21 protein-coding genes are annotated in these 19,438 nt (G+C 56.6%); all 21 read right to left on the reverse strand.

Annotation, left to right across the window (positions count from 1 at the left end; genetic code table 11):
• Positions 1–4: 4 nt before the first annotated feature.
• Positions 5–796 (reverse strand): protein phosphatase CheZ, encoded by a 792-nt coding sequence (locus tag KP814_RS00660; protein ID WP_216734942.1) that lies wholly within the window; start codon positions 794–796, stop codon positions 5–7.
• A gap of 19 nt (positions 797–815) precedes the next feature.
• Positions 816–1,202 carry a chemotaxis response regulator CheY gene (gene cheY / locus KP814_RS00665; RefSeq protein ID WP_127969112.1) on the reverse strand — a complete coding sequence of 129 codons (387 nt, stop codon included), beginning with the start codon at positions 1,200–1,202 and terminating at the stop codon, positions 816–818.
• A 171-nt stretch (positions 1,203–1,373) separates the two neighbouring features.
• The gene (locus tag KP814_RS00670) at positions 1,374–2,111 is read right to left on the reverse strand and encodes an RNA polymerase sigma factor FliA (RefSeq protein ID WP_253938081.1); all 738 of its coding nucleotides are present in this window, start codon (positions 2,109–2,111) and stop codon (positions 1,374–1,376) included.
• 154 nt (positions 2,112–2,265) lie between these two features.
• Entirely contained in the window at positions 2,266–3,078 is an 813-nt protein-coding gene (locus KP814_RS00675; protein ID WP_127969110.1) for a MinD/ParA family protein, read from the reverse strand.
• A gap of 56 nt (positions 3,079–3,134) precedes the next feature.
• A complete protein-coding gene (flhF, locus tag KP814_RS00680) occupies positions 3,135–4,433 on the reverse strand; it encodes a flagellar biosynthesis protein FlhF (RefSeq protein ID WP_216734944.1) in 1,299 nt (432 codons plus the stop codon).
• A gap of 36 nt (positions 4,434–4,469) precedes the next feature.
• A complete protein-coding gene (flhA, locus tag KP814_RS00685) occupies positions 4,470–6,638 on the reverse strand; it encodes a flagellar biosynthesis protein FlhA (RefSeq protein ID WP_216734945.1) in 2,169 nt (722 codons plus the stop codon).
• Positions 6,639–6,745: 107 nt separating this feature from the next.
• Positions 6,746–7,882 carry a flagellar biosynthesis protein FlhB gene (flhB, locus tag KP814_RS00690; protein ID WP_216734946.1) on the reverse strand — a complete coding sequence of 379 codons (1,137 nt, stop codon included), beginning with the start codon at positions 7,880–7,882 and terminating at the stop codon, positions 6,746–6,748.
• 76 nt (positions 7,883–7,958) lie between these two features.
• On the reverse strand, positions 7,959–8,744 hold the full coding sequence (gene fliR, locus KP814_RS00695) for a flagellar biosynthetic protein FliR (protein WP_216734947.1): 786 nt from the start codon (positions 8,742–8,744) through the stop codon (positions 7,959–7,961).
• A gap of 11 nt (positions 8,745–8,755) precedes the next feature.
• Entirely contained in the window at positions 8,756–9,025 is a 270-nt protein-coding gene (gene fliQ, locus KP814_RS00700; RefSeq protein ID WP_216734948.1) for a flagellar biosynthesis protein FliQ, read from the reverse strand.
• A gap of 24 nt (positions 9,026–9,049) precedes the next feature.
• Positions 9,050–9,811: a flagellar type III secretion system pore protein FliP gene (fliP, locus tag KP814_RS00705; protein WP_216734949.1), complete on the reverse strand. Its 762-nt coding sequence runs from the start codon at positions 9,809–9,811 to the stop codon at positions 9,050–9,052.
• Complete coding sequence (gene fliO, locus KP814_RS00710; RefSeq protein WP_216734950.1) at positions 9,798–10,271, reverse strand: flagellar biosynthetic protein FliO; 474 nt, start codon at positions 10,269–10,271, stop codon at positions 9,798–9,800. Before fliO ends, fliP begins: the two co-directional genes overlap by 14 nt.
• 2 nt (positions 10,272–10,273) lie before the next feature.
• Positions 10,274–10,792 carry a flagellar motor switch protein FliN gene (fliN, locus tag KP814_RS00715; protein ID WP_216734951.1) on the reverse strand — a complete coding sequence of 173 codons (519 nt, stop codon included), beginning with the start codon at positions 10,790–10,792 and terminating at the stop codon, positions 10,274–10,276.
• Positions 10,756–11,778 carry a flagellar motor switch protein FliM gene (gene fliM / locus KP814_RS00720; protein WP_216734952.1) on the reverse strand — a complete coding sequence of 341 codons (1,023 nt, stop codon included), beginning with the start codon at positions 11,776–11,778 and terminating at the stop codon, positions 10,756–10,758. The genes fliN and fliM overlap by 37 nt, the downstream gene beginning before the upstream one ends.
• Positions 11,779–11,914: 136 nt before the next feature.
• Positions 11,915–12,442 (reverse strand): flagellar basal body-associated protein FliL, encoded by a 528-nt coding sequence (gene fliL, locus KP814_RS00725; protein ID WP_216734953.1) that lies wholly within the window; start codon positions 12,440–12,442, stop codon positions 11,915–11,917.
• Between the two features lie 102 nt (positions 12,443–12,544).
• A complete protein-coding gene (locus KP814_RS00730; protein ID WP_216734954.1) occupies positions 12,545–13,594 on the reverse strand; it encodes a flagellar hook-length control protein FliK in 1,050 nt (349 codons plus the stop codon).
• Positions 13,595–13,935: 341 nt separating this feature from the next.
• On the reverse strand, positions 13,936–14,283 hold the full coding sequence (locus KP814_RS00735; protein WP_216734955.1) for an Hpt domain-containing protein: 348 nt from the start codon (positions 14,281–14,283) through the stop codon (positions 13,936–13,938).
• A gap of 2 nt (positions 14,284–14,285) precedes the next feature.
• On the reverse strand, positions 14,286–16,022 hold the full coding sequence (locus tag KP814_RS00740; RefSeq protein WP_216734956.1) for a SpoIIE family protein phosphatase: 1,737 nt from the start codon (positions 16,020–16,022) through the stop codon (positions 14,286–14,288).
• Between the two features lie 66 nt (positions 16,023–16,088).
• Positions 16,089–16,394: an STAS domain-containing protein gene (locus KP814_RS00745; RefSeq protein WP_011398930.1), complete on the reverse strand. Its 306-nt coding sequence runs from the start codon at positions 16,392–16,394 to the stop codon at positions 16,089–16,091.
• A gap of 276 nt (positions 16,395–16,670) precedes the next feature.
• Positions 16,671–17,123 carry a flagellar export protein FliJ gene (gene fliJ / locus KP814_RS00750; RefSeq protein WP_216734957.1) on the reverse strand — a complete coding sequence of 151 codons (453 nt, stop codon included), beginning with the start codon at positions 17,121–17,123 and terminating at the stop codon, positions 16,671–16,673.
• A 31-nt stretch (positions 17,124–17,154) separates the two neighbouring features.
• Positions 17,155–18,519: a flagellar protein export ATPase FliI gene (gene fliI, locus KP814_RS00755; protein WP_127969096.1), complete on the reverse strand. Its 1,365-nt coding sequence runs from the start codon at positions 18,517–18,519 to the stop codon at positions 17,155–17,157.
• Positions 18,506–19,426, reverse strand: coding sequence for a flagellar assembly protein FliH (locus KP814_RS00760; RefSeq protein ID WP_216734958.1), 921 nt, complete (start codon positions 19,424–19,426; stop codon positions 18,506–18,508). Before KP814_RS00760 ends, fliI begins: the two co-directional genes overlap by 14 nt.
• Positions 19,427–19,438: the final 12 nt, after the last annotated feature.

Genomic DNA, 19,438 nt, shown 5'->3' on the forward strand with positions numbered 1-19,438 from the left:
CTCCTCAGAAACCAAGGCTGGAAAGAAGGTCGTCCACGTCGTCCTGGCTGGCGACGACATCTGAGCGTCCTTCGGTCTGGATCTGCGGGCCGTGCCCTTTTGTAATAGATTCTTCTTCGGCTTTCATCTCATGCTGAATGCCTGTTATGCGGTCAACCTTGCCCGCCATGGCGACCAGTTTGACCAGATTCACTTCTACTTCCTTGACCAGACCGGTAACCTTGTTGATGACCTGTCCCGTGAGATCCTGAAAGTCCTGAGCCAATAATATTTCCGACAGATTGGTGTACACCTTGTCGCTGTTAGCGGCCAGATCCACCAAAAACTTATCAATGCGCTTATACAGCTCACGGAACTCAGAGGGGTCCATTTCCCGACGGCGCAGTCGTCCCCAGGCTTCCTTCAGCTCATGGGCCTCCTGCTTCATCTCTATCGCCACAGGCATGCTCGCTTCCACCATATCCATGGTCTTGTTGGCGGCTTTGTTGGTCATATCGACCACATAGGAAAGGCGATCAGAGGCGTCAGCGATTTTCGACAGCTCCTCCTCCTGATTCATCCTCACATTGCCCATGTCGATATTGAAATTGCGTATGGCTTCGTGCAACGAACGGGTCAACTTGCCCACTTCGTGGTACAGCGTACGGTCCCGAGTGTCATTAAGGTCGGAAATTACCCGCAACGCTTCGCCAAAGTCCCCCTTACTAACGTGCTCCATCAAGCTCGCCGCCTGCTCGCTCAAGCGCGTCTCAATTTCCTCTTGGGAGGAGGATGGTGGCTGCTGTTCATTGGTCATAGTAATTCCTGCGGTTTTATTATGAGTCGATCCGCTCGAAGATTTTCTCTATCTTTTCCTTCAGCACGGCCGCAGTAAACGGCTTCACCACATACCCGTTAACACCCGCCTGCGCCGCTGCGACAATCTGATCCCGTTTGGCTTCCGCCGTCACCATGAGCACCGGCAGGTTTTTCAGACTATCATCAGCGCGAACAGCCTGGAGTAATTCGATTCCCGTCATTCCGGGCATATTCCAGTCAGTGACCAGAAAATCAAACTTCCCGGTTTTTAACATCGGCAGCGCGGTGGACCCGTCATCCGCTTCATCGGTATTGGTGAAGCCCAAATCCCGAAGCAGGTTTTTAATAATCCGCCTCATTGTTGAAAAGTCATCTACAACGAGGATTTTCATGTTCTTGTCCAATGTAACCTCCACAATGGCGACGCTGGAAACCCTTTGATTTCATTACTCTACTGAGTAAGTCTAGCTGGTCGCGCCGTACTATCCAGTTTTTTGATACAAGTTGTTTTAGAAAACATGACCGCAGGATACTGATTTCGAAAAAACATTAACCTGCGCAGGCAATGGCTTGATTTAGCTGTTTTTCCAGTCTGAGAGACGGGATCGCAGTCGCAAGGTCGCCTGGGAATGAATCTGACTGACCCGGGACTCGCTGACTGAGAGCACCTGGCCGATTTCCTTGAGGTTGAGTTCTTCGTCATAGTAGAGAGACAGCACCAGCTTCTCCCGTTCCGGCAAACCGTCTATCGCGGCGCTCAATTTTTCCAGAAAGGCGTTTTGTTCGATGTCGCTGAGGGGATTGTCGGTGGTTAACGTTTCGTCGTCAGAGCCGCCCTCCCCGTGAACGCCCAGCTCTTCCAGGCTGAATAGCTTCCCCGAACTGGCGTCGCGCAGGCTGGCGTGGTATTGCTCCAGGGGTATGCCCAGCTCTGCCGCCACTTCCGCATCCGACGCGTCTCGGCCGGTGCGGGCTTCAATAGTGTGTATCGCGTCCGCGATATTGCGGGCGTTGCGGTGCACGGAGCGCGGCACCCAATCGCCTTTACGAATTTCATCCACCATGGCGCCGCGAATGCGGATGCCTGCATAGGTTTCGAATTTGGCGCCTTTGCTGGCGTCATATTTCTGCGCGGCTTCCAGCAGTCCGATCATGCCCGCCTGAATCAAATCATCCACCTGCACGCTGGCGGGCAGACGGGCGATCAGGTGATGAGCGATGCGCTTGACCAGAGGCGCGTATTGCCTGACCAAAGTGTCGGCGCGCTCCGCCCGCGTCTCGCTATACATCATATAAGTGTTCGCCAATGACATGAATTTGCGCGCAAGGCCTGCAATAAACCGGATGATTTCAACAAAAACGTTCTCATGGGTGTTTGAGGATATGTCCGGCGCAGCCATCACGCCTTATCGCAAGCGCCCGGGATATAGCCGCCGGGCGAGCCCTCGCATTCCGTCCGGCGCGTGTCTAACTGTGCACCAGACGCTCCACAAAGAATTCCAAATTGCCTCTCGGCGCCGTCGGCAACGGCCAGTTGTCCACTTTTTGCGCCAGCTGGCGGTACGCCAACGACGCTTTGGCGCGCGGATAGGCTTCGTACACAGGACGTTGCCGTTGCACCGATTTGCGTACGGCTTCGTCGAATGGAATGCTTCCTACATATTGTAGCGCAACTTCCAAAAAGCGTTCGGTGACCTTGGATAATTTACCGAACAAATGCCGCCCTTCCTGCTCGGAACGAACCATGTTGGCGAGCACCCGAAAACGGTACATATCGTGGTTCTTGTTGAGCAGTTTGATGACGGCATAGGCGTCAGTAATGGAGGTGGGCTCGTCACACACCACCACCAGGGCTTCCTGGGCCGCGCGCACGAAGGAAAGCACTTGTTCGGAGATACCCGCCGCCGTGTCGATCACCAGCACGTCCAGGTCGTCGCTGATATCGCTGAAGGCGTTGATCAGTCCCGCATGTTCAAGAGGAGACAGATGAGTAAGATGCTGGGTGCCGGATGACGCCGGGACGATCTTTATCCCCCCCGGCCCTTCGATCATGACTTCCCGCAGGGTGCAATCCCCCGCCAGCACATCCCCGATATTGCGCGAGGCGGTGACGCCGAGCAACACATCAATATTCGCCAGTCCGAGGTCCGCATCCAGCAGCACGACGCGACGTCCCAGATCCGCTAACGCGAGGGACAGATTTATGGAAACATTGCTCTTGCCGACACCCCCCTTTCCTCCGGTGACTGCAATAACTTGAACCGGATGTACTTTACTCATACCGGTAGATATCTCCTGTTATTAGACGGCGCGGCGTTGACCCCGCACTCAATAGTTTAGACCACCAGTTCCGCAGCGAAGCGACTGGTGTTATTAGTTTGTTCGGTCTCCCGCCGGGTCCGCCGCCACAAAGCGTCCGCGCGCGCCACCAGGGCATGCGCTTTCGCCGGATGAATGTCATCGGGTATTTTCTGTCCGTCGGTGACATAGGCGACCGGAAGCCGGTTCAGGATGGCCATGCTCAACACTTCACCCAGACTGAACGCTTCATCCAGTTTGGTCATGATACAGCCGGAAAGCCCCAACATCTTATAGTAATGATAGGTGGATTTCATGACCTGCGGTTGGTTAACTGCCGACAATACAAGATAATTTCTGATGCGGTGACGAGTCACTTTCAGGTCTTTCTGCTGGCGCTCCCAATTCGGGTCCTGGGGCGTCAATCCGGCTGTGTCCACCAGCACCAGACGTTTGTTGGCGAGACGGTCAAGCAGATCGTCCAGGCTGTTCTCTTCATCCACCACGTACACCGGCACATTCAGCAAGCGTCCAAAGGACTGCAATTGCTGCTGACTGGCCACCCGGAAACGATCGGTGGTGACCAGCGCCAGTTTTTCGGCGCCGTAGTGAACCACGAAACGCGCCGCCAGTTTGGCGAGGGTGGTGGTTTTGCCGGAGCCGGTCGGCCCCAGCAGCGCGCAGACTCCGCGCTGATGAATTAGTTCTTCATTTTCCGCCTTCAAACCATGCGCCAGACGCGCCATCAGGTTGCGCCATTGTTCTTGCGCGCCTTTACGCGGGTCCGCCTTGGCGGTGAGCGCGTTTTGCAGCTCACGGAAGATACCCATTTCCTGCATGCGTTCGATCAGCTCGCGATGGCCGGGATTTTCTTCCGGACGCGCGGCGGCGACAGGCTGACGCATGATGCTTTTAAGCTGCATGATCTCTTCGCGCATTTCCGCCAGCATACGTGAGGTTTCCGGTTCTCCGGCGCCGATTTGCCGGGAAGCCGTCGCCGCCGGTTCTGCAGCGGCAAAAGCCGGTGTGGTCTCCGCTTTGGGCCTGGCGTTGCTTTTCAGCGTTTCCAGCCGGTCGCGCACCCGCGACATTTCATCTTCCAGGCGACGATGGCGATCCGCCGTCTCCCGGGCCACCGCAGAGGGCGTCGGGCGTGGGCCTTCCTGCTCAGGCATGCTGCTGCGCTGATCGTCCTCGTTATAATCCAGCGCACAAATCACCTCCACGCCATCCCCCGTTTTACTGGTGGACAGAATGACGGCGTCCGCGCCGAGATCTTCACGGATATCCTTTAAAGCCTGTTGCATTGACGCTGCAAAAAAACGTTTCACTTTCATAATGTTAGTCTCCCGGCTCCACGAGCCCGCACGGGATTACCCACTGATTGTCGCCACGATGGTGATTTGTTTGTTGTCCGGCACTTCCTGATAAGCCAGGACATGCATGCGCTCCACGCTGAGTCTGATGAACCGCGCCAGAACCGGGCGCAGGCTGTTGGACACCAGCAAGACCGCCGCTTTACCGAGCATTTCCTGACGCTGCGCTGCTTCCGCCAGCGAGCGTTGCAGTTTTTCCATCATGCTCGGCTCCAAAATCAGACCGATGTCATCCATGCCGCCGGCCTGTTGCGCTTGTTGCATAGATTTAAGCAGTAATTGTTCCAACCCTGGGTCCAGAGTGATAACAGGCAGCTCAGGCTCCGCCCCTACTATGTTCTGGACGATCAGACGACGCAGCGACGCCCTCACCGCCGCCGTCAAAATACCGGCGTCCTGGGTCTTCGGCGTAAAGTTGACGATGGCCTCCGCAATGCTGCGCATATCCCGCACCGGCACATCTTCCTGCAACAGATTCTGCAGCACCTTCAACAGGGTGCTGAGCGAAACGGTGTTGGGAACCAGCTCTTCCGCCAGTTTCGCCGCTTTCTTGCCCAGCTGCTCCAGCCACTGTTGCACTTCCTCATGGCCGATCAGTTCATAGGCGTGACGGCTGAGCACCTGATTCAGGTGCGTCGCCACGACGGTGCTGGAATCCACCACGGTGTAGCCCAGCGTCTGCGCCTGTTCTTTCTGGGACGGATCAATCCACACCGCCTCCAGACCGAAGGCCGGGTCTTTGGTCTGAATGCCGTCCAGCTTGCCGAAGACCTGACCGGGATTGATGGCCATTTCCCGATCCGGATGAATTTCCGCTTCCGCGATCGTGACCCCCATCAGGGTGATGCGGTAATAGTTCGGCATTAAATCCAGGTTGTCGCGGATGTGCACGGAGGGCATGAGAAAGCCCAGTTCCTGCGACAGTTTTTTACGCACGCCCTTGATACGGGCCAGCAACTGCCCGCCTTGCGACTTGTCCACCAGTGGAATCAGGCGGTAACCCACTTCCAGACCAACGATATCCACGCTGGCCACGTCGTCCCAGCCCAGCTCTTTGGTCTCGGGTCCACGCACCGCCGGCGCGCTCTCGCCGGGCGCCAGTGCGGGTCCGCCGCCGGGTTGCGGCGGCGCGCCTGGGCGTCTGGGCGCAGGCGTGACGCCTTCGTCCACCACTTCCGACTGTTGCTGGCGTTTCCACATGAAATACGCCGCCGCGCCAAACACTGACGCCAACCCCAGAAACGCCATGTGCGGCATGCCTGGAATTACGCCCATGATGAACATAACGACGGCGACAATGGCCAGCGCCCGGGGGGAGCCAAACAACTGGTTGATGACCTGGCTGGACATATCCTGCTGAGTGCTGACGCGGGTGACCATGATGGCCGCCGCGGTGCTGAGCAGCAGTGAAGGAATCTGCGCCACCAGACCGTCACCGATCGTCAGCAGCGCATATTTCTGGACGGCGTCGTTGAACTCCAGATCGTGCTGCATGATGCCGATGGCGAGACCGCCGATCAGGTTGATGGCCAGAATCAGCAGACCTGCGACGGCGTCGCCGCGAACGAATTTACTGGCGCCGTCCATGGACCCGTAGAAATCAGCCTCTTGCGACACTTCCGCCCGACGCGCTTTGGCTTCGTCCTGGTTGATAATGCCTGCATTCAGATCCGCATCGATCGCCATCTGCTTGCCGGGCATGGCGTCCAAGGTAAAGCGTGCGCTCACTTCAGAGACGCGTCCCGCGCCTTTGGTGACCACCACGAAGTTGATAATCATCAGAATGGCGAACACCACCAGACCAACGGCGTAGTTGCCGCCGATCAGCACTTCACCGAAAGACTGGATAACTTTACCCGCCGCATCGCCGCCTTCATGACCTTCCAGCAGCACCACACGTGTGGAAGCGACGTTCAGAGCCAGACGCAATAAGGTCGCCACCAGCAGCACAGTCGGGAATATGGCGAACTCCATGGGACGCATGGCGTACACGCACACCAGCAGAATGACTAGCGATAAGGCGATATTGAAGGTAAAGAAGACGTCGAGCAGGAACGGCGGCACCGGCAACGTCATCATGCCCAACAACACCATCAGAAGCACCGGGATACCCAGGTTGCCGTGGGTCAGGGCCTTCAGGTTGTTGATCGCGGCAGCTCGTTCCATAACACTCCAAACGACAAAAGGTTGACGGAAAAAACCGTTTCCCTAGTGTGTCTGCAGGAACTGTGCCGCTCTATGGAAAAGCGACGCCGGACAGCGGTTAACGCAACTCACTGATCCCGGCGCAGATGGGAAGGTATCTTGAAGTCAGGCATGCCCTGGGGCTTCTTACCGTAGCCGCCGCGATAACGACGCAGTTGAAAGACATACGCCAGCACCTGCGCTACGGCGAGATACAGACCGGAAGGAATTTCGTCCCCCACTTCCGAGTGGTGGTAGATGGAGCGGGTCAAAGGCGGCGCCGAGACCAGCTCAACCTTGTGCGCCCTGGCGATTTCACGGATTTTCATGGCCATGTGATCTGCGCCTTTGGCCAGCACGATGGGGGCCGCCATTTTCTTGGCGTCATACTTCAGCGCCACGGAGTAGTGAGTCGGGTTGGTGATGACCACATCCGCCTTGGGCACATCCTGCAGCATGCGACGGCGGCTCATCTCGTATTGCACTTCCCGCACCCGTCGCTTCACTTCCGGCTTGCCTTCCGTGTCCTTGTATTCGTCCTTGATCTCTTGCATGGTCATACGCAGATTCTTCTGGTGGTCGTATATCTGAAAGGGCACGTCCACCATGGCGATCAGTATCATGGAGCTGGCCAGAAACAGGAAACTCCACGCCAGCAACTTGCAGGCATGGGCCATGCTCACTGTCGTATCCTCCGCTCCCATCGCCAACAGATCCGGTATGGAGTGATTCAGAATTATGAGCGCCACACCGCCCACCACCAGCGTCTTGGCGATGCCTTTGATCAACTCCATCAGGGACTTCAGCGAAAACATCCGCTTCAGGCCTTCCAGCGGGTTGATGCGACTGAATTTCGGCGCCGCCGCTTTGCCGCTCATCATCCAGCCGCCTAACGCAATAGGCCCCAGCAGAGACGCCACCAGCAGCACCAGCATGAAGGGCACGAGAGCGATCGCCATATCCAACGCCGCCATGCCGAGATGAATCAACGGTTGATGAGCGTCAAACACTTCCTCCCGGGTTAACGTAAAGCTGGCGCGAAAGACGCCTTCCAGCGCCTTGGCGATAGTCGTTCCAAACACCAGAAGACCGACCGCTCCCGCCAGTAACACCGCCGTGGTATTCAGCTCGCGGGAACGGGGAATCTGCCCCTCCTCCCGGGCTTTCTCAATCTTTCGGGGGGTGGGTTCTTCGGTTTTTTCCTGACTGGTGTCGTTATCGGCCATCGTCCGTCACACTCGTTTTACTTCGGGTTCAGGCGTCCTGCGCAATCGTCTTCTGTCCTGGGCCAGCGCCGTCTTATCAAGGCGGCGTCGGCTGCAGCATGACCTGCATGAAATCAAAGGTGTTCTCGCTCAACACAGTGAACTGGGGCATGATGCCGCCAATGCTGATCCAGAACACCACCAGACCAAACAGCACCGTCATCGGAAAGCCGATGGAAAAAATATTCATTTGCGGCGCCGCCCGGGTCATTACGCCAAAGGAAATATTCACGATCAGCAGCGCGGTCACCGCCGGCAAGGCGATCATCAGCGCGCTGGCGAACATCCAACTGATGCGTGAGGCCAGATACCACCAAGACCATGCGTCCACCTCCTGCGCCGAGATCGGTAAAAAGCGGAAGCTTTCCACCACCGCCTCGAACATCACCAGATGGCCGCCCATGGCGAGAAATAACAGGGTCACCAGCATCAGATAAAACTGGCTCAGCGCGGTCACTGTGATGCCGTTGGTCGGGTCCACCATGGACGCGAAGCCCAATCCCATGTTCATCGCCACCATTTGACCGGTCACTACGAACAACTGGAACAGCAGCAGCACGGCGAAGCCCATGGCCAGCCCGATCAGCACTTGCTGAATAATAATCGCCACCGAGCTGACGGATAGCGGGTCCACTTCCGGGACTGGCGGCAACGAGGGCACGATCAGAATCGTCATCAGCAGCGCCAGCGTCAGCCGTACGCGGGCAGGCACGATTTGCGTGCCCAGAATCGGCGTCGTCATCATGAAGCTGGAGATGCGAAACAATGGCCACAGATGCATGCCCATCCAGGCGCCGATCTGTTCGTCCGTCCACTCAAACACCGTACGGCTCCCTAACCGATGACGTCAGGGATGCTGGTGATGAGCATGTCGGTGTACTCCATCAACTGCGTCAGCATCCAGGGGCCGGCGATAATGATCACGATCAGCGTCACCAGCAGACGAGGCAGGAAGCTCAGGGTCTGTTCGTTAATCTGCGTCGCCGCCTGAAAAACGCTGACGATCAGACCGACCACCAGACTCGGCGCCACGATCAGCGTCACCAGCGTGACGATCAACCATAAGGCCTCGCGAAAAATATCCAGCACCACTTCAGGCGTCATAAGCGTTCTCCTCGGTTGACCGTGCTAAACCCCAAAACTGGCGGCCAGAGTGCCCATGATCAGGGCCCATCCATCCACCAGTACGAACAGCATGATTTTGAACGGCAGCGAGATGATGATCGGCGATAGCATCATCATCCCCATGGCCATCAAAACGCTGGCCACCACCATGTCGATAATCAGAAAGGGAATAAAAATCAGAAAGCCGATCTGAAATGCGGTTTTCAGCTCACTGGTGACGAACGCCGGCATCAGAATCGTGAACGGCACTTCTTCCGGGTTAGCGTATTTGTTCTCATCCCCCGCCAGTCGAATAAACAAGTCCAAATCGCTTTCACGGGTCTGACGCAGCATGAACTCGCGGAAGGGTTCACTGGCTTTGGCCACGGCTTCCTGCGCTGTCAGTTTCTCGGCGAGATAAGGCTGCAGCGCCATTTCATTGGCCTGCTTAAACGTCGGCCCCATAATGAAAAAAGTCAGGAACAGTGCGATGCCCACCAGAATCTGGTTGGAAGGAGCTTGTTGCAACCCCAGCGCCTGACGCAGGATGGAGAAAACAATGATGATGCGGGTGAAAGACGTCATCATCATCAGGAAAGCGGGGATAAAGGTCAGCGCCGTCATCAGCGCGAGAATTTGCAGGGTGACGGAATATTCCTGCGTGCCGTCCGGGTTGGTCACCAGCTTGACCGCCGGCAGGATGGCGTCCTGGGCCGACCAGGCGACTCCAGGAAGCATCAAAAACAAGATCAGGTAAGTTAACCGCAGGACCCTATTGCGCGCCATTCGCTTCGCCTTTTGCTTCGTTTTCAGTACGACGCAAAAGGCTCTGCAACTTCCGTGCAAACTCGCCGCTATGTGGCGACAGTTCTAGCGGCTCGTCCAATGTGAGCAGGTTGGTGATTTGATGTTGAGTAATGCCGACGATTATTTGACGATCGCCGATCTGCAATAACGCGATGCGCTCACGGGTCCCCACGGGCAACACCGCCAGCATTTTCAGATGTTGATGTTGTTGCGGGGCCAGACCGGTGAAGCGGCGCATCATCCAGGCGGCTCCGCCGATCAGCGCCAGCACCAGCACCAGCGCGCCGCCGACTTGCAGCAGCTGTCCCGCCTCCACGCCCGCCACCGGTTTCTTGGCGGCGGCTTCCTCCGCCGCCCGCGCCAGTCCCGGCGCCCAGAACCACAGGGTCGTGGTCATGGCGACGCAAAGCACAGTTAAGTTAAATCCAGTACGTTTCAACCCTAACCCCGCAGTTTCTTGATGCGTTCGGAAGGACTGATGACGTCCGTCAGACGAATGCCGAACTTTTCGTTGACCATCACCACCTCGCCATGGGCGATCAATGTGCCGTTAACCAACACGTCCAAAGGCTCCCCGGCCAGACGGTCCAGCTCGATCACCGACCCCTGGTTGAGCTGCAGCAGGTTGCGAATAGCGATCTGGGTATTGCCGACTTCCATGGAAATGGTGACCGGAATATCCAGGATCACATCCAGATCCGGCGCCCCCGGCGCGCTGGTTGGGAGCGTCTCGTCGAAGGTTTCGAACGACGCGGCGCGGATGTCGTCATCAGCGGCTTTTCCTTTCGCCTCCGCACTCTCAGCCTCCGCCATCGCGGCGGCCCATTCATCCTCTCTGTCGCCCTCAGCTTCAGTCGCTTCCTGTTCACCCAGCGCAGCAGCCCACTCGTCCGCCAGCGCTTCTTCTTCAGACTTCGTATCGTCTAAATCGTTTTCTTTATTGTCGTCGTCTTCAGCCATTGCGCCTCCTTCGTCGGCGTCGCCGCCGACCGCTTAATCTTATCTACAATCTTGAGCGCCAGATTGCCGTTGCACTGCCCTACCTTGGCGATGAATATCGGCACGCCGTTCGCTGTCACCGTAATGGTTTCCGGCATCTCCACCGGAATCACGTCTCCGGGCTTCAGCCTCGACAGAGAGCGCAAAGAAATCTTTTGTCTGACCACGGCGGCATTAAGCGGCACCCTGGCTTCCAGGATGTCCTGCTGTAAAGCGCTGATCCAGCGTTCGTCGACATCGTCGACGTCGCTCTGTACGCCCGCGTCGAGCACTTCGCGTATGGGCTCGATCATGGAATACGGCATGGCCACGTGCATGTCTCCGCCGCCGCCGTCCAGTTCAATGTGGAAAGTGCTCACCACCACCACTTCGCTGGGGCTGACGATGTTCGCCATGGCCGGGTTAACTTCCGAGTTGACGTATTCGAAGTCCACCTTCATCACCGCATTCCAGGCTTCCTTCATGTCATGGAACACCTGCTCCAGCACCATCTGTACGATGCGGATTTCCGTCGGTGTGAATTCCCGTCCTTCGATCTTGGCGTGACGGCCGTCGCCGCCGAAGAAGTTGTCCACCAGTTTGAACACCAGCTTGGCGTCCAGGATAAACAGGCCGGTGCCGCGCAAGGGGCGAATCTTCACCAGATTAAGACTGGTGGGCACATAAAGCGTATGAATATATTCCCCGAACTTCAGGATCTGAACGCCGCCGGAGGCCACGTCCGCATTGCGGCGCAACAGGTTGAAAAGACTGATGCGGGTATAGCGGGCGAAGCGTTCGTTGATCATCTCCAGGGTCGGCATGCGGCCGCGGACAATGCGGTCCTGGCTGGTCAGGTCGTAACTGCGCACCCCCGCCGCATCGACATCCTCCTCGGTGTCGACGTCGCCATCGTCCACGCCATGTAAGAGCGCATCAATTTCGTCTTGAGATAATAAATCTTGCACAGCCCTACACCTTGACCCAGGGTCTAACAGGAAATGTTACGCATCTAGTTCTATCACCTGAGACGGGCCTATAACAAGCCCCGCCTGCAGGTCTGACAGCGTTTCAGCTCAGCGATTCGATACATCGCGCCCGCGGTTACTGCAACACGAAATTGGTGAACAGCACCTGCTCAATTTCTCCATTCACGCCCTGTTCCTTCAAGGCGGTATTGATGACTTCCTTAGACTCCGACAGCAGATCCTGCCGGCCCTGGTCCGTCTGTACGCCCTCGAAATCCTTGCCGCTGTAGAGGTTTATCAAACGGTTGCGAATCACTGGCATGTGCAGCTCTACCCCGTCCAGCACCCCTTGGTTACGCGTCAGCAGACTGATGCTCGCCTGCAGAAATCGTTGTTTGCCTTTGTAGTCGAAAGTGACCACCAGCGGCGGACGCATGTCGTAATAGATAGCCTCCGCCTTCACCGGCGCGGCAGGTTCGCCACCCTCAGCAGTAGTATCTCCACCGCCCTCATCGGGAGAAGACTTGAGCAGCATCATGGTCACTCCCACACTGGCCCCAATGGCGATCACCAGAATCAGTACGATGATAATGAGCAGCTTCTTGCTCATGCCGCCTGATTTGCCGGACTCCTCGCCGCCTTCTCCACTATTGTCTTTCGCCATAACTTAGTTTCCACCATCGACAGATAAACAGGTCACTGGGGAAGCCGCCGCCTCCTTGTCGATAAGTGTAGTTCATTCCTTTGATTTTTCAGTGAAAAACCATCAGACGTAATAATCCACCATGCGATCCGTGGCCAGCGCCTGCTCGATTCCCGCCACGGTTGCGCCGTCTTCATCCCCCTCGCCGGCAAACAGACCGCCATCGGCGCCGCCGGATTCCTGACCGCTGCCGGTTCCCGTCTGTTGCTGCTGACTGGAGACGTCAAACTGGGATAACTGCAAGCCTTGCTCCGCCAGCAATTCCCGAAGCCGGTGCGCCGTGCCTTCCGCCATGTCGCGTACGATGGCGTGAGGGCTTTGAATCTGTACATGGGCCTGGTCTTTCTGCACATGAATTTTCATTTCGATGGGACCGAGCTCCGGCGGATTCAAGTGCACGCTGGCGGATTGAATCTTCTGTCCCACGAACCAGACCACTTTCTGCGCCATGCCCTCGCCCCAATCGTCTCCCTGCACCGGTTGCTGCAGTGTGGTGACATAAGGCGGCGCGGCCGCATCGACTTTGAATTCCGCTCGGATGTTGGCGGCCACTCCGTGCAAGGCATTGGGCTTGGCCGCGCTCTGCGACTCCGCCAGCTTCAGCAGCGCGGCGTCCAGCGTCTCGCCATCGGCGCCGGCTTCCTGTTCGCCGCCATTGCCGTTTGCGGCAAGCGCCTGCGTCAGTTTGATCAGTTCGCCGCCCTTTTTGTCCCCCACCTTCTCTTCATCGCCCTCTCCTCCATCAACACCTTCAATGGCGTCGTGCACCGCCCGCGCCAGAGGCGTCAGCGCATTTTGTCCGGTAGGATCTGCGCCCTCCTCTTTATCCCCCGTCACTTCAATCAGGGTCATCGGATCGCTGGATTCTTCATAGTCTTCCACTAAAATTTTCTCACCTGACGGCAATTTCAGTCCGCTCAGCGGCGCAGTCTGATCTACATCCGCAGGTGCTGCTTGGGCGGCGGCAGCTACATTGTCCGACGTTTGATCGTCATCAGGCGCTTTTTTCTCATCGCCTTTTTCCGCTTTAACGTCTTTCTTATCCACTTTGTCCGTCTTGTCCGCGACTTCCCGATCCAGCACCTCAGAGAAGCGATCATCCTTATCATTCATAGCGTTAGCCTCATCCCTCTGATTGCCTGACGGCTTCGGAGTCGATTTCGGCGCGACTTTGGGTATATCAATAAATGCCACTGAGCTGTCCATTTACTGTCCTCAAATCCAAGTTACAACTTACCTGCGGATGCAACGGGTCTCACCAGCGCCACGCGGCAATCGCTGTCGCGAAAGCGGCAAAACCATTGTTTTGAGGGATAAATGCACAGATCAGGCCAAGTTACGCCTGAACGGGGTCAAAGCCTTTTAGAGAAGATAGAGAGGAGGAAAAAATAAACGCGGGATATTTCAACGCAAACAACCGACTCACACCGCCGACGGGGACGATGCAGCGCCTGCTACACCTGTTCCCGTAATAAAGACTGCACGACCTCAAATTCCCGCTCGATGGAGTCAAACACTTCCCGCGCTTTCTCCATTTGCTTGAACTTGCCGATCAACTCGCCTTGCCGACACAGTTCGGACAGCGCCGGCAAGCCCAGATTGGTGGCGCTGCCTTTGATGCTGTGACAGCCGCGACTGAATGCGTCCGGGTCATTGCCGTCCAGCGTCGCGCGAATGGCGCGCATACGTTCGATTGTATCTCCGATAAAGGTCTCCACCAATATCTGAAAGTCGTCTTCCATTACTTCCCGCAGTTCCGCCAGGGCGCCCATATCAAGGTGAGACAGATCGTTCGAACTCATATTCAAGCTTGCCACTCATAATCCACTTCAACGATGTTGCCCTGACCGAAGTACTCCACGCGGCTGCACATGGAGAGCAGCAGGGCTGTGCCACGACCACTATAACAGGTCGGACCCGGTAATTTACCGTCGAGCTTCTGATAATCAAAGCCTTTTCCACTGTCTTCCACGCGAATCGTCAATACGCCACCGGCGACCGCGCCTTTATGACGCACGTCCACCTTCACGAAATGGCCATCCAGCTGACGAATACGCTCCTCGCGCAGACGGTAATATTCCGCAAATCCATCCGGGCTGGCCTTGAGCTTGGAGTGCAGGCCCAGCACGCCATGCTCCAGAGCATTGGTGTAGAGTTCGCTGAGAATGGTGAACATCTCGCCGTTGCGTGTGCGTAGGCCAGGCACTTCCATGACGATCTGCAACAGCAGCGGCACCGGGTCGAACACCGCCAGGGAGTCGCTACACAGTTCATAGGCCATACGCCAGTGCTGCGGACCTTTGAGGCCGGTATTGGTGAGATAGTTGTTTTCTATCCCCAGCTCCTTCTCCGGCATCATCGTCAGCTCCACCAGCGTCAGATCGTCGCTGGGACCACCTTCCCCCATGAAATCGACCACGGAGCGGCGGATTTTTTCAAACAGGTTCGGCTCCTGCAGATTATCCTCAAAGACTTGCTGCAGACGTTTTTCGCCAAACATCTCCCCCTTCGCGTTGGTCGCTTCGACAATGCCGTCCGACCACAAATACACCCGATCGCCATGCTTCATTTCAAAACGATAGGTGCGCGCGTCGAAGGCTTCGCCTTTGAGAATGCCAAGGGGTAAACGGTTGGAGGCGACCTTGAGCAACTGATCGCCCTGCACCAGGTAACAATCCGGCAAACCGCCGATCCAGATCTCGATTTCTTCCTGCTCGAAGTTCAGCTCCGCCATACAGGCGCAGCAGAAAAAGCCCACCGGCAGGATTTTACGCAGCTTCTGATTCACTTCCCGGAGGATATCTCCCAGCGCGTAGCCTTTGCTGGTCATGCCATAGAAGATCTCCGCCAGCGGCATGGCGCCAATCGCCGCGGGCAAGCCATGGCCGGTGAAATCTCCCAACAGCACGTGCATGCCGCCGGACGGTTTCTGACAGGCTAACAACACATCGCCGTTAAAAACCGCCAGAGGCGAAAGCAAATGTTTGATGTTGTTGGCGCCGAGGCAACCCACATGGGCCACGTTGTCGAACACGGTTTTGGCGACCTGCTGCTCACGCATCATATGGTCGTTGTGTTCCGCGATCTGGTCCCGTTGCCGCAACAGGGTTTTATGCATGATCCGCATGCGGTTGAAAGCGTTGATCTTGGCTTGCAGGATAATGCGGTTATAGGGTTTTGACAGAAAGTCGTCGCCGCCCGCCTCAAGGCATTTGGCGAGCGATTCCGCGTCGCTGAGAGAGGTGAGAAAAATAATGGGAATCAAGTCTTCGCCAGCCAGCAACTTGATTTTCCGCGCCGCCTCAAAGCCGTCCATGCGGGGCATCAAGGCGTCCAGCAGGACAATGTCCGGCCGGAACTCGGAGAATTTCTCAATGGCGTCGACGCCATCCACCGCCGTCGCCGTATCATGTCCCTGCTTTTTGACGATATTCTGCAGGATCATGCGATCCGACTGATTGTCGTCGGCGATGAGAATTTTTAGCGTTTTCTGGGACCCGAGAACGGACGAGGCCATTTCTGAGTCCAGGGATTGTTTCATAGCAATACCCGAAAGGCGCATAAATGGCGGAAAGTCCGTTTCAGGCGCCCAAAAACTGCGGGCGCTTTATTGAATAACAAACAATTGTTCAAAATTGGAAATCGTCAATATCTTCCTGACATCATTGTTGCAGTTCGTGATGCAGATTTTAGCGTTGTCGCCGCCTGCATAGTCCCGCAATAACAACAGCATCCCCAAGGCGGAGCTATCCAGATACGTCGTCTCCGTCATATCGATCTTGTACTGCTCGAACGGTCCCTCAGGGTTTTCGTACGCATCCCTGAATTCCTGGTGGGAACTGAAATCAAATCGCCCTTTAATGCGAATAGTCAGTTCGGCATTATCGTCAGAGCGGCTTGTCGTTATAGACATATTGCCTCCTTCTGTTGGCGCTCCCCTAATCAAACCATCAGGATCGGTTAGATCCATTCTGTGTTCTTTTTATTTGAAATTCAGGATATTACGAATAGTACGCAGTGAATTTCAATACTCATATTCTTACTAATTCATCAATAGCTGATTTTTACTAAATTTCCAGTTTTCATTCACTTGGCCGCTCTTTGTCCGCAGCCAAAAACTGACTTTCAGGCACATTTTCCGCCTGTTTCAGCTAACTCGCTAAAACCAAAAAACTTTTTCTACCGTATCTTAATGTCTGTTGTGATAGGCGCGTCGACCGACAGCATCGTCCAGGTTGCGCTGTTGCTTCTTGTCCTCGTAATAGGCTTCCTCTTTTTTGCAGCGATCAATAAAGTCCTGCATGTTATTTTTTTTCTGATACGCCGCCCGCCACACATCCGTTTGTTGCGACAACTGCTGTTTCAACAGCAATAACTGCTGTTGCTGCTGCTCGATAGCCGAGCCCAGCCTGCTGATGAAGACATGATAGGTTTGGATATGACGCACTGAACGTACGCCGTTTTGAGTACCCCTTAATTCATCCTGATAATCACGCTGATAGGCGACCAGTTGCTCCAGCTTGCCTTCCGCCTGCTCCACTCTGCGTCGGATCTCGCCCATTTTCTTGCGCTCGTTTTCCTCGTCCCGCTCCGCCAGATCAAGCACCAGCGACAACCTTTGCGACTTCTTTTTCTCCGCCACGTTAAAGCACCTGAACTAAAGTGGAGTAACCCTATGGTTTCGCCGGGGCTCTGGGCGCGGCGCCTTGCGCCGGAGCCGGGGTGAACAATTGATTCAACCCTTGTGCGCTATCATTCAGCGTAGCGCGTTCCCGCAGACTTTGCTGTAAAAATTTGCGCATGTGGGGAAATCTTTCGATCGCATAATCGGTTTCTTTATCGGAGCCGGGCACGTAGGCGCCGACGCTGATCAGGTCCCGCGTCTGCTGGTAGCGGGCGTATAACTGTTTGAAGCGCTGCGCCCTTTGCAAGTAGTCCGGCGTCGTCACCTGAGGCATGACCCGGCTGATGGAAGCCTCGATATCAATGGCGGGATAATGCCCCTCCTCCGCCAGACGTCGGTTCAGTACGATATGGCCGTCCAGAATCGCACGCGCGGCGTCGGCGATGGGGTCCTGTTGGTCATCGCCTTCCGTCAGCACCGTGTAGAACGCGGTGATGGAACCGCCGCCAGGTTTGCCGTTGCCCGCCCGCTCCACCAGTTGCGGCAGTTTGGCGAACACGGAAGGGGGATAGCCTTTGGTGGCGGGAGGCTCGCCCACCGCCAGGGCGATTTCCCGCTGCGCCTGGGCGTAACGCGTCAGGCTGTCCATCAGCAACAGCACGTTCTTGCCCAAGTCGCGGAAATACTCGGCGATGCGCGTAGTCAGGACCGCTGCGCGCAAACGCATCAACGGCGAATCGTCGGCGGGAGACGCCACGACCACCGCGCGACGCAAGCCTTCTTCGCCAAGAATATCTTCAATGAATTCTTTCACCTCACGGCCACGCTCTCCCACCAGCCCCACCACAATGATGTCCGCCGTTGTGAAGCGGGTCATCATGCCGAGCAGCATACTCTTGCCCACGCCGCTGCCTGCGAACAATCCCAGGCGCTGACCAATGCCGACGGTTAGCAGTGAGTTGATGGCGCGAATGCCGACATCGAGTTTTTCCCGGATCGGCGCACGGTGCAAAGGGTTGATCGGCGCACCGAACAATTCAACGTGATGCTCCGCCTGCAAAGGACCGCGACCATCCAGTGGCTCGCCGGCGCCATCCAGCACGCGTCCCAACAGGCAGGCGCCCACGCCAATACGCCCCACTCCGGACATCGGCTTCACTTTGGCGCCGGGTTGTAGGCCTTCCACCGCCGCCAGCGGCATCAGGTAGACCCGTTCATCGGAGAAGCCAACGACTTCCGCCTCGACCATGCGACCGCCGCGCACTTCGATCAGGCAGCGTTCTCCCAAAGTCATCGGACAGCCGACCGCCTCCAGGGTGAGCCCCACCACGCGGGTCAGGCGACCATTCAGCTCAGGACGCGCCTGAGCCGGCACGAAACGCTCGTAGTTGCGTAGCCGCTCAACCAGACTCATCGTCGCCCTCCGGCGTTTCCTGGGCCTCTGACGGCGCTTGATGCAGCTTGTCGGCCTCTATCTCCTCGGTCTTAGACGGTTCAGTATGCGCTTCGGGGACTGGCGGCGGCGCTTCCGCGTTTTTCTCCAGCAAGTCCCGGTGCAAGTCGCTCATCTCTCCCATCTGATCGGTGAAGTCTTTGGTTTCCTGCAAAGAAGCATCGTCGCTATGACGGGACAGCATTTGCTGCACTGTGGTCTGGAATCGTTTTTCAACGGTGAAGTCCAGCAACGTATGACGGGTCTCCACACGGCACCCGCCTTCCATCAAAGCGGGGTCCGCCTGATAACGGGTTCCTCTTTCCGGCGGCAAGTGTTCTTTGGCGAACGCCAGGTCCTGCGGATGCAGGTAGATGGTGACCAGCTCTTCTGTGTTGGGCAGCGCCGCCAGGGCCTCCTGCAGCACGCGCAGAATTTGCGAGCGGTCCACTTTCAATTCACGGAACACCACCGCCCGGGAGATCGCCAGCACCAGATTGAGCAGCGCCTCTTCCACCTCGTCCTGATGTTTGCGAATCGGCGCTTCCAGTTCCGTCGCCAGCTCTTCGAAGTGGCTCAAGGCTTGGTCGATGGCGGCGCTCTTGGACTTCACCGCCTCGCTTTCGCCAGTCTTGCGACCCTGCTCCAGGCCTTGTTGCTCGCCTTTGCGTTTACCTTCGGCATGGCCTTGTTCAAAGCCTTTCTGAAAGCCTTCTTCTTTGCCTTGTTCAAGTCCTTCCTGATAAGCGCTCTGACGAATGTTCTCCAGTTCCGCCGCCGTAGGCGGTTTGATCTTGGGCGTTTCCTGCTGTTCCCCCATAACCGGTAATTCCCAACGCTCGTAGGCCGTCAGTTTTTCCTTGGGGATGGTTTCGGGTTGGTCTTTCATCGGCTGGCTCTG

The sequence above is a fragment of the Hahella sp. HN01 genome, assembly GCF_018986435.1.
Classification (GTDB): Bacteria; Pseudomonadota; Gammaproteobacteria; order Pseudomonadales; family Oleiphilaceae; genus Hahella.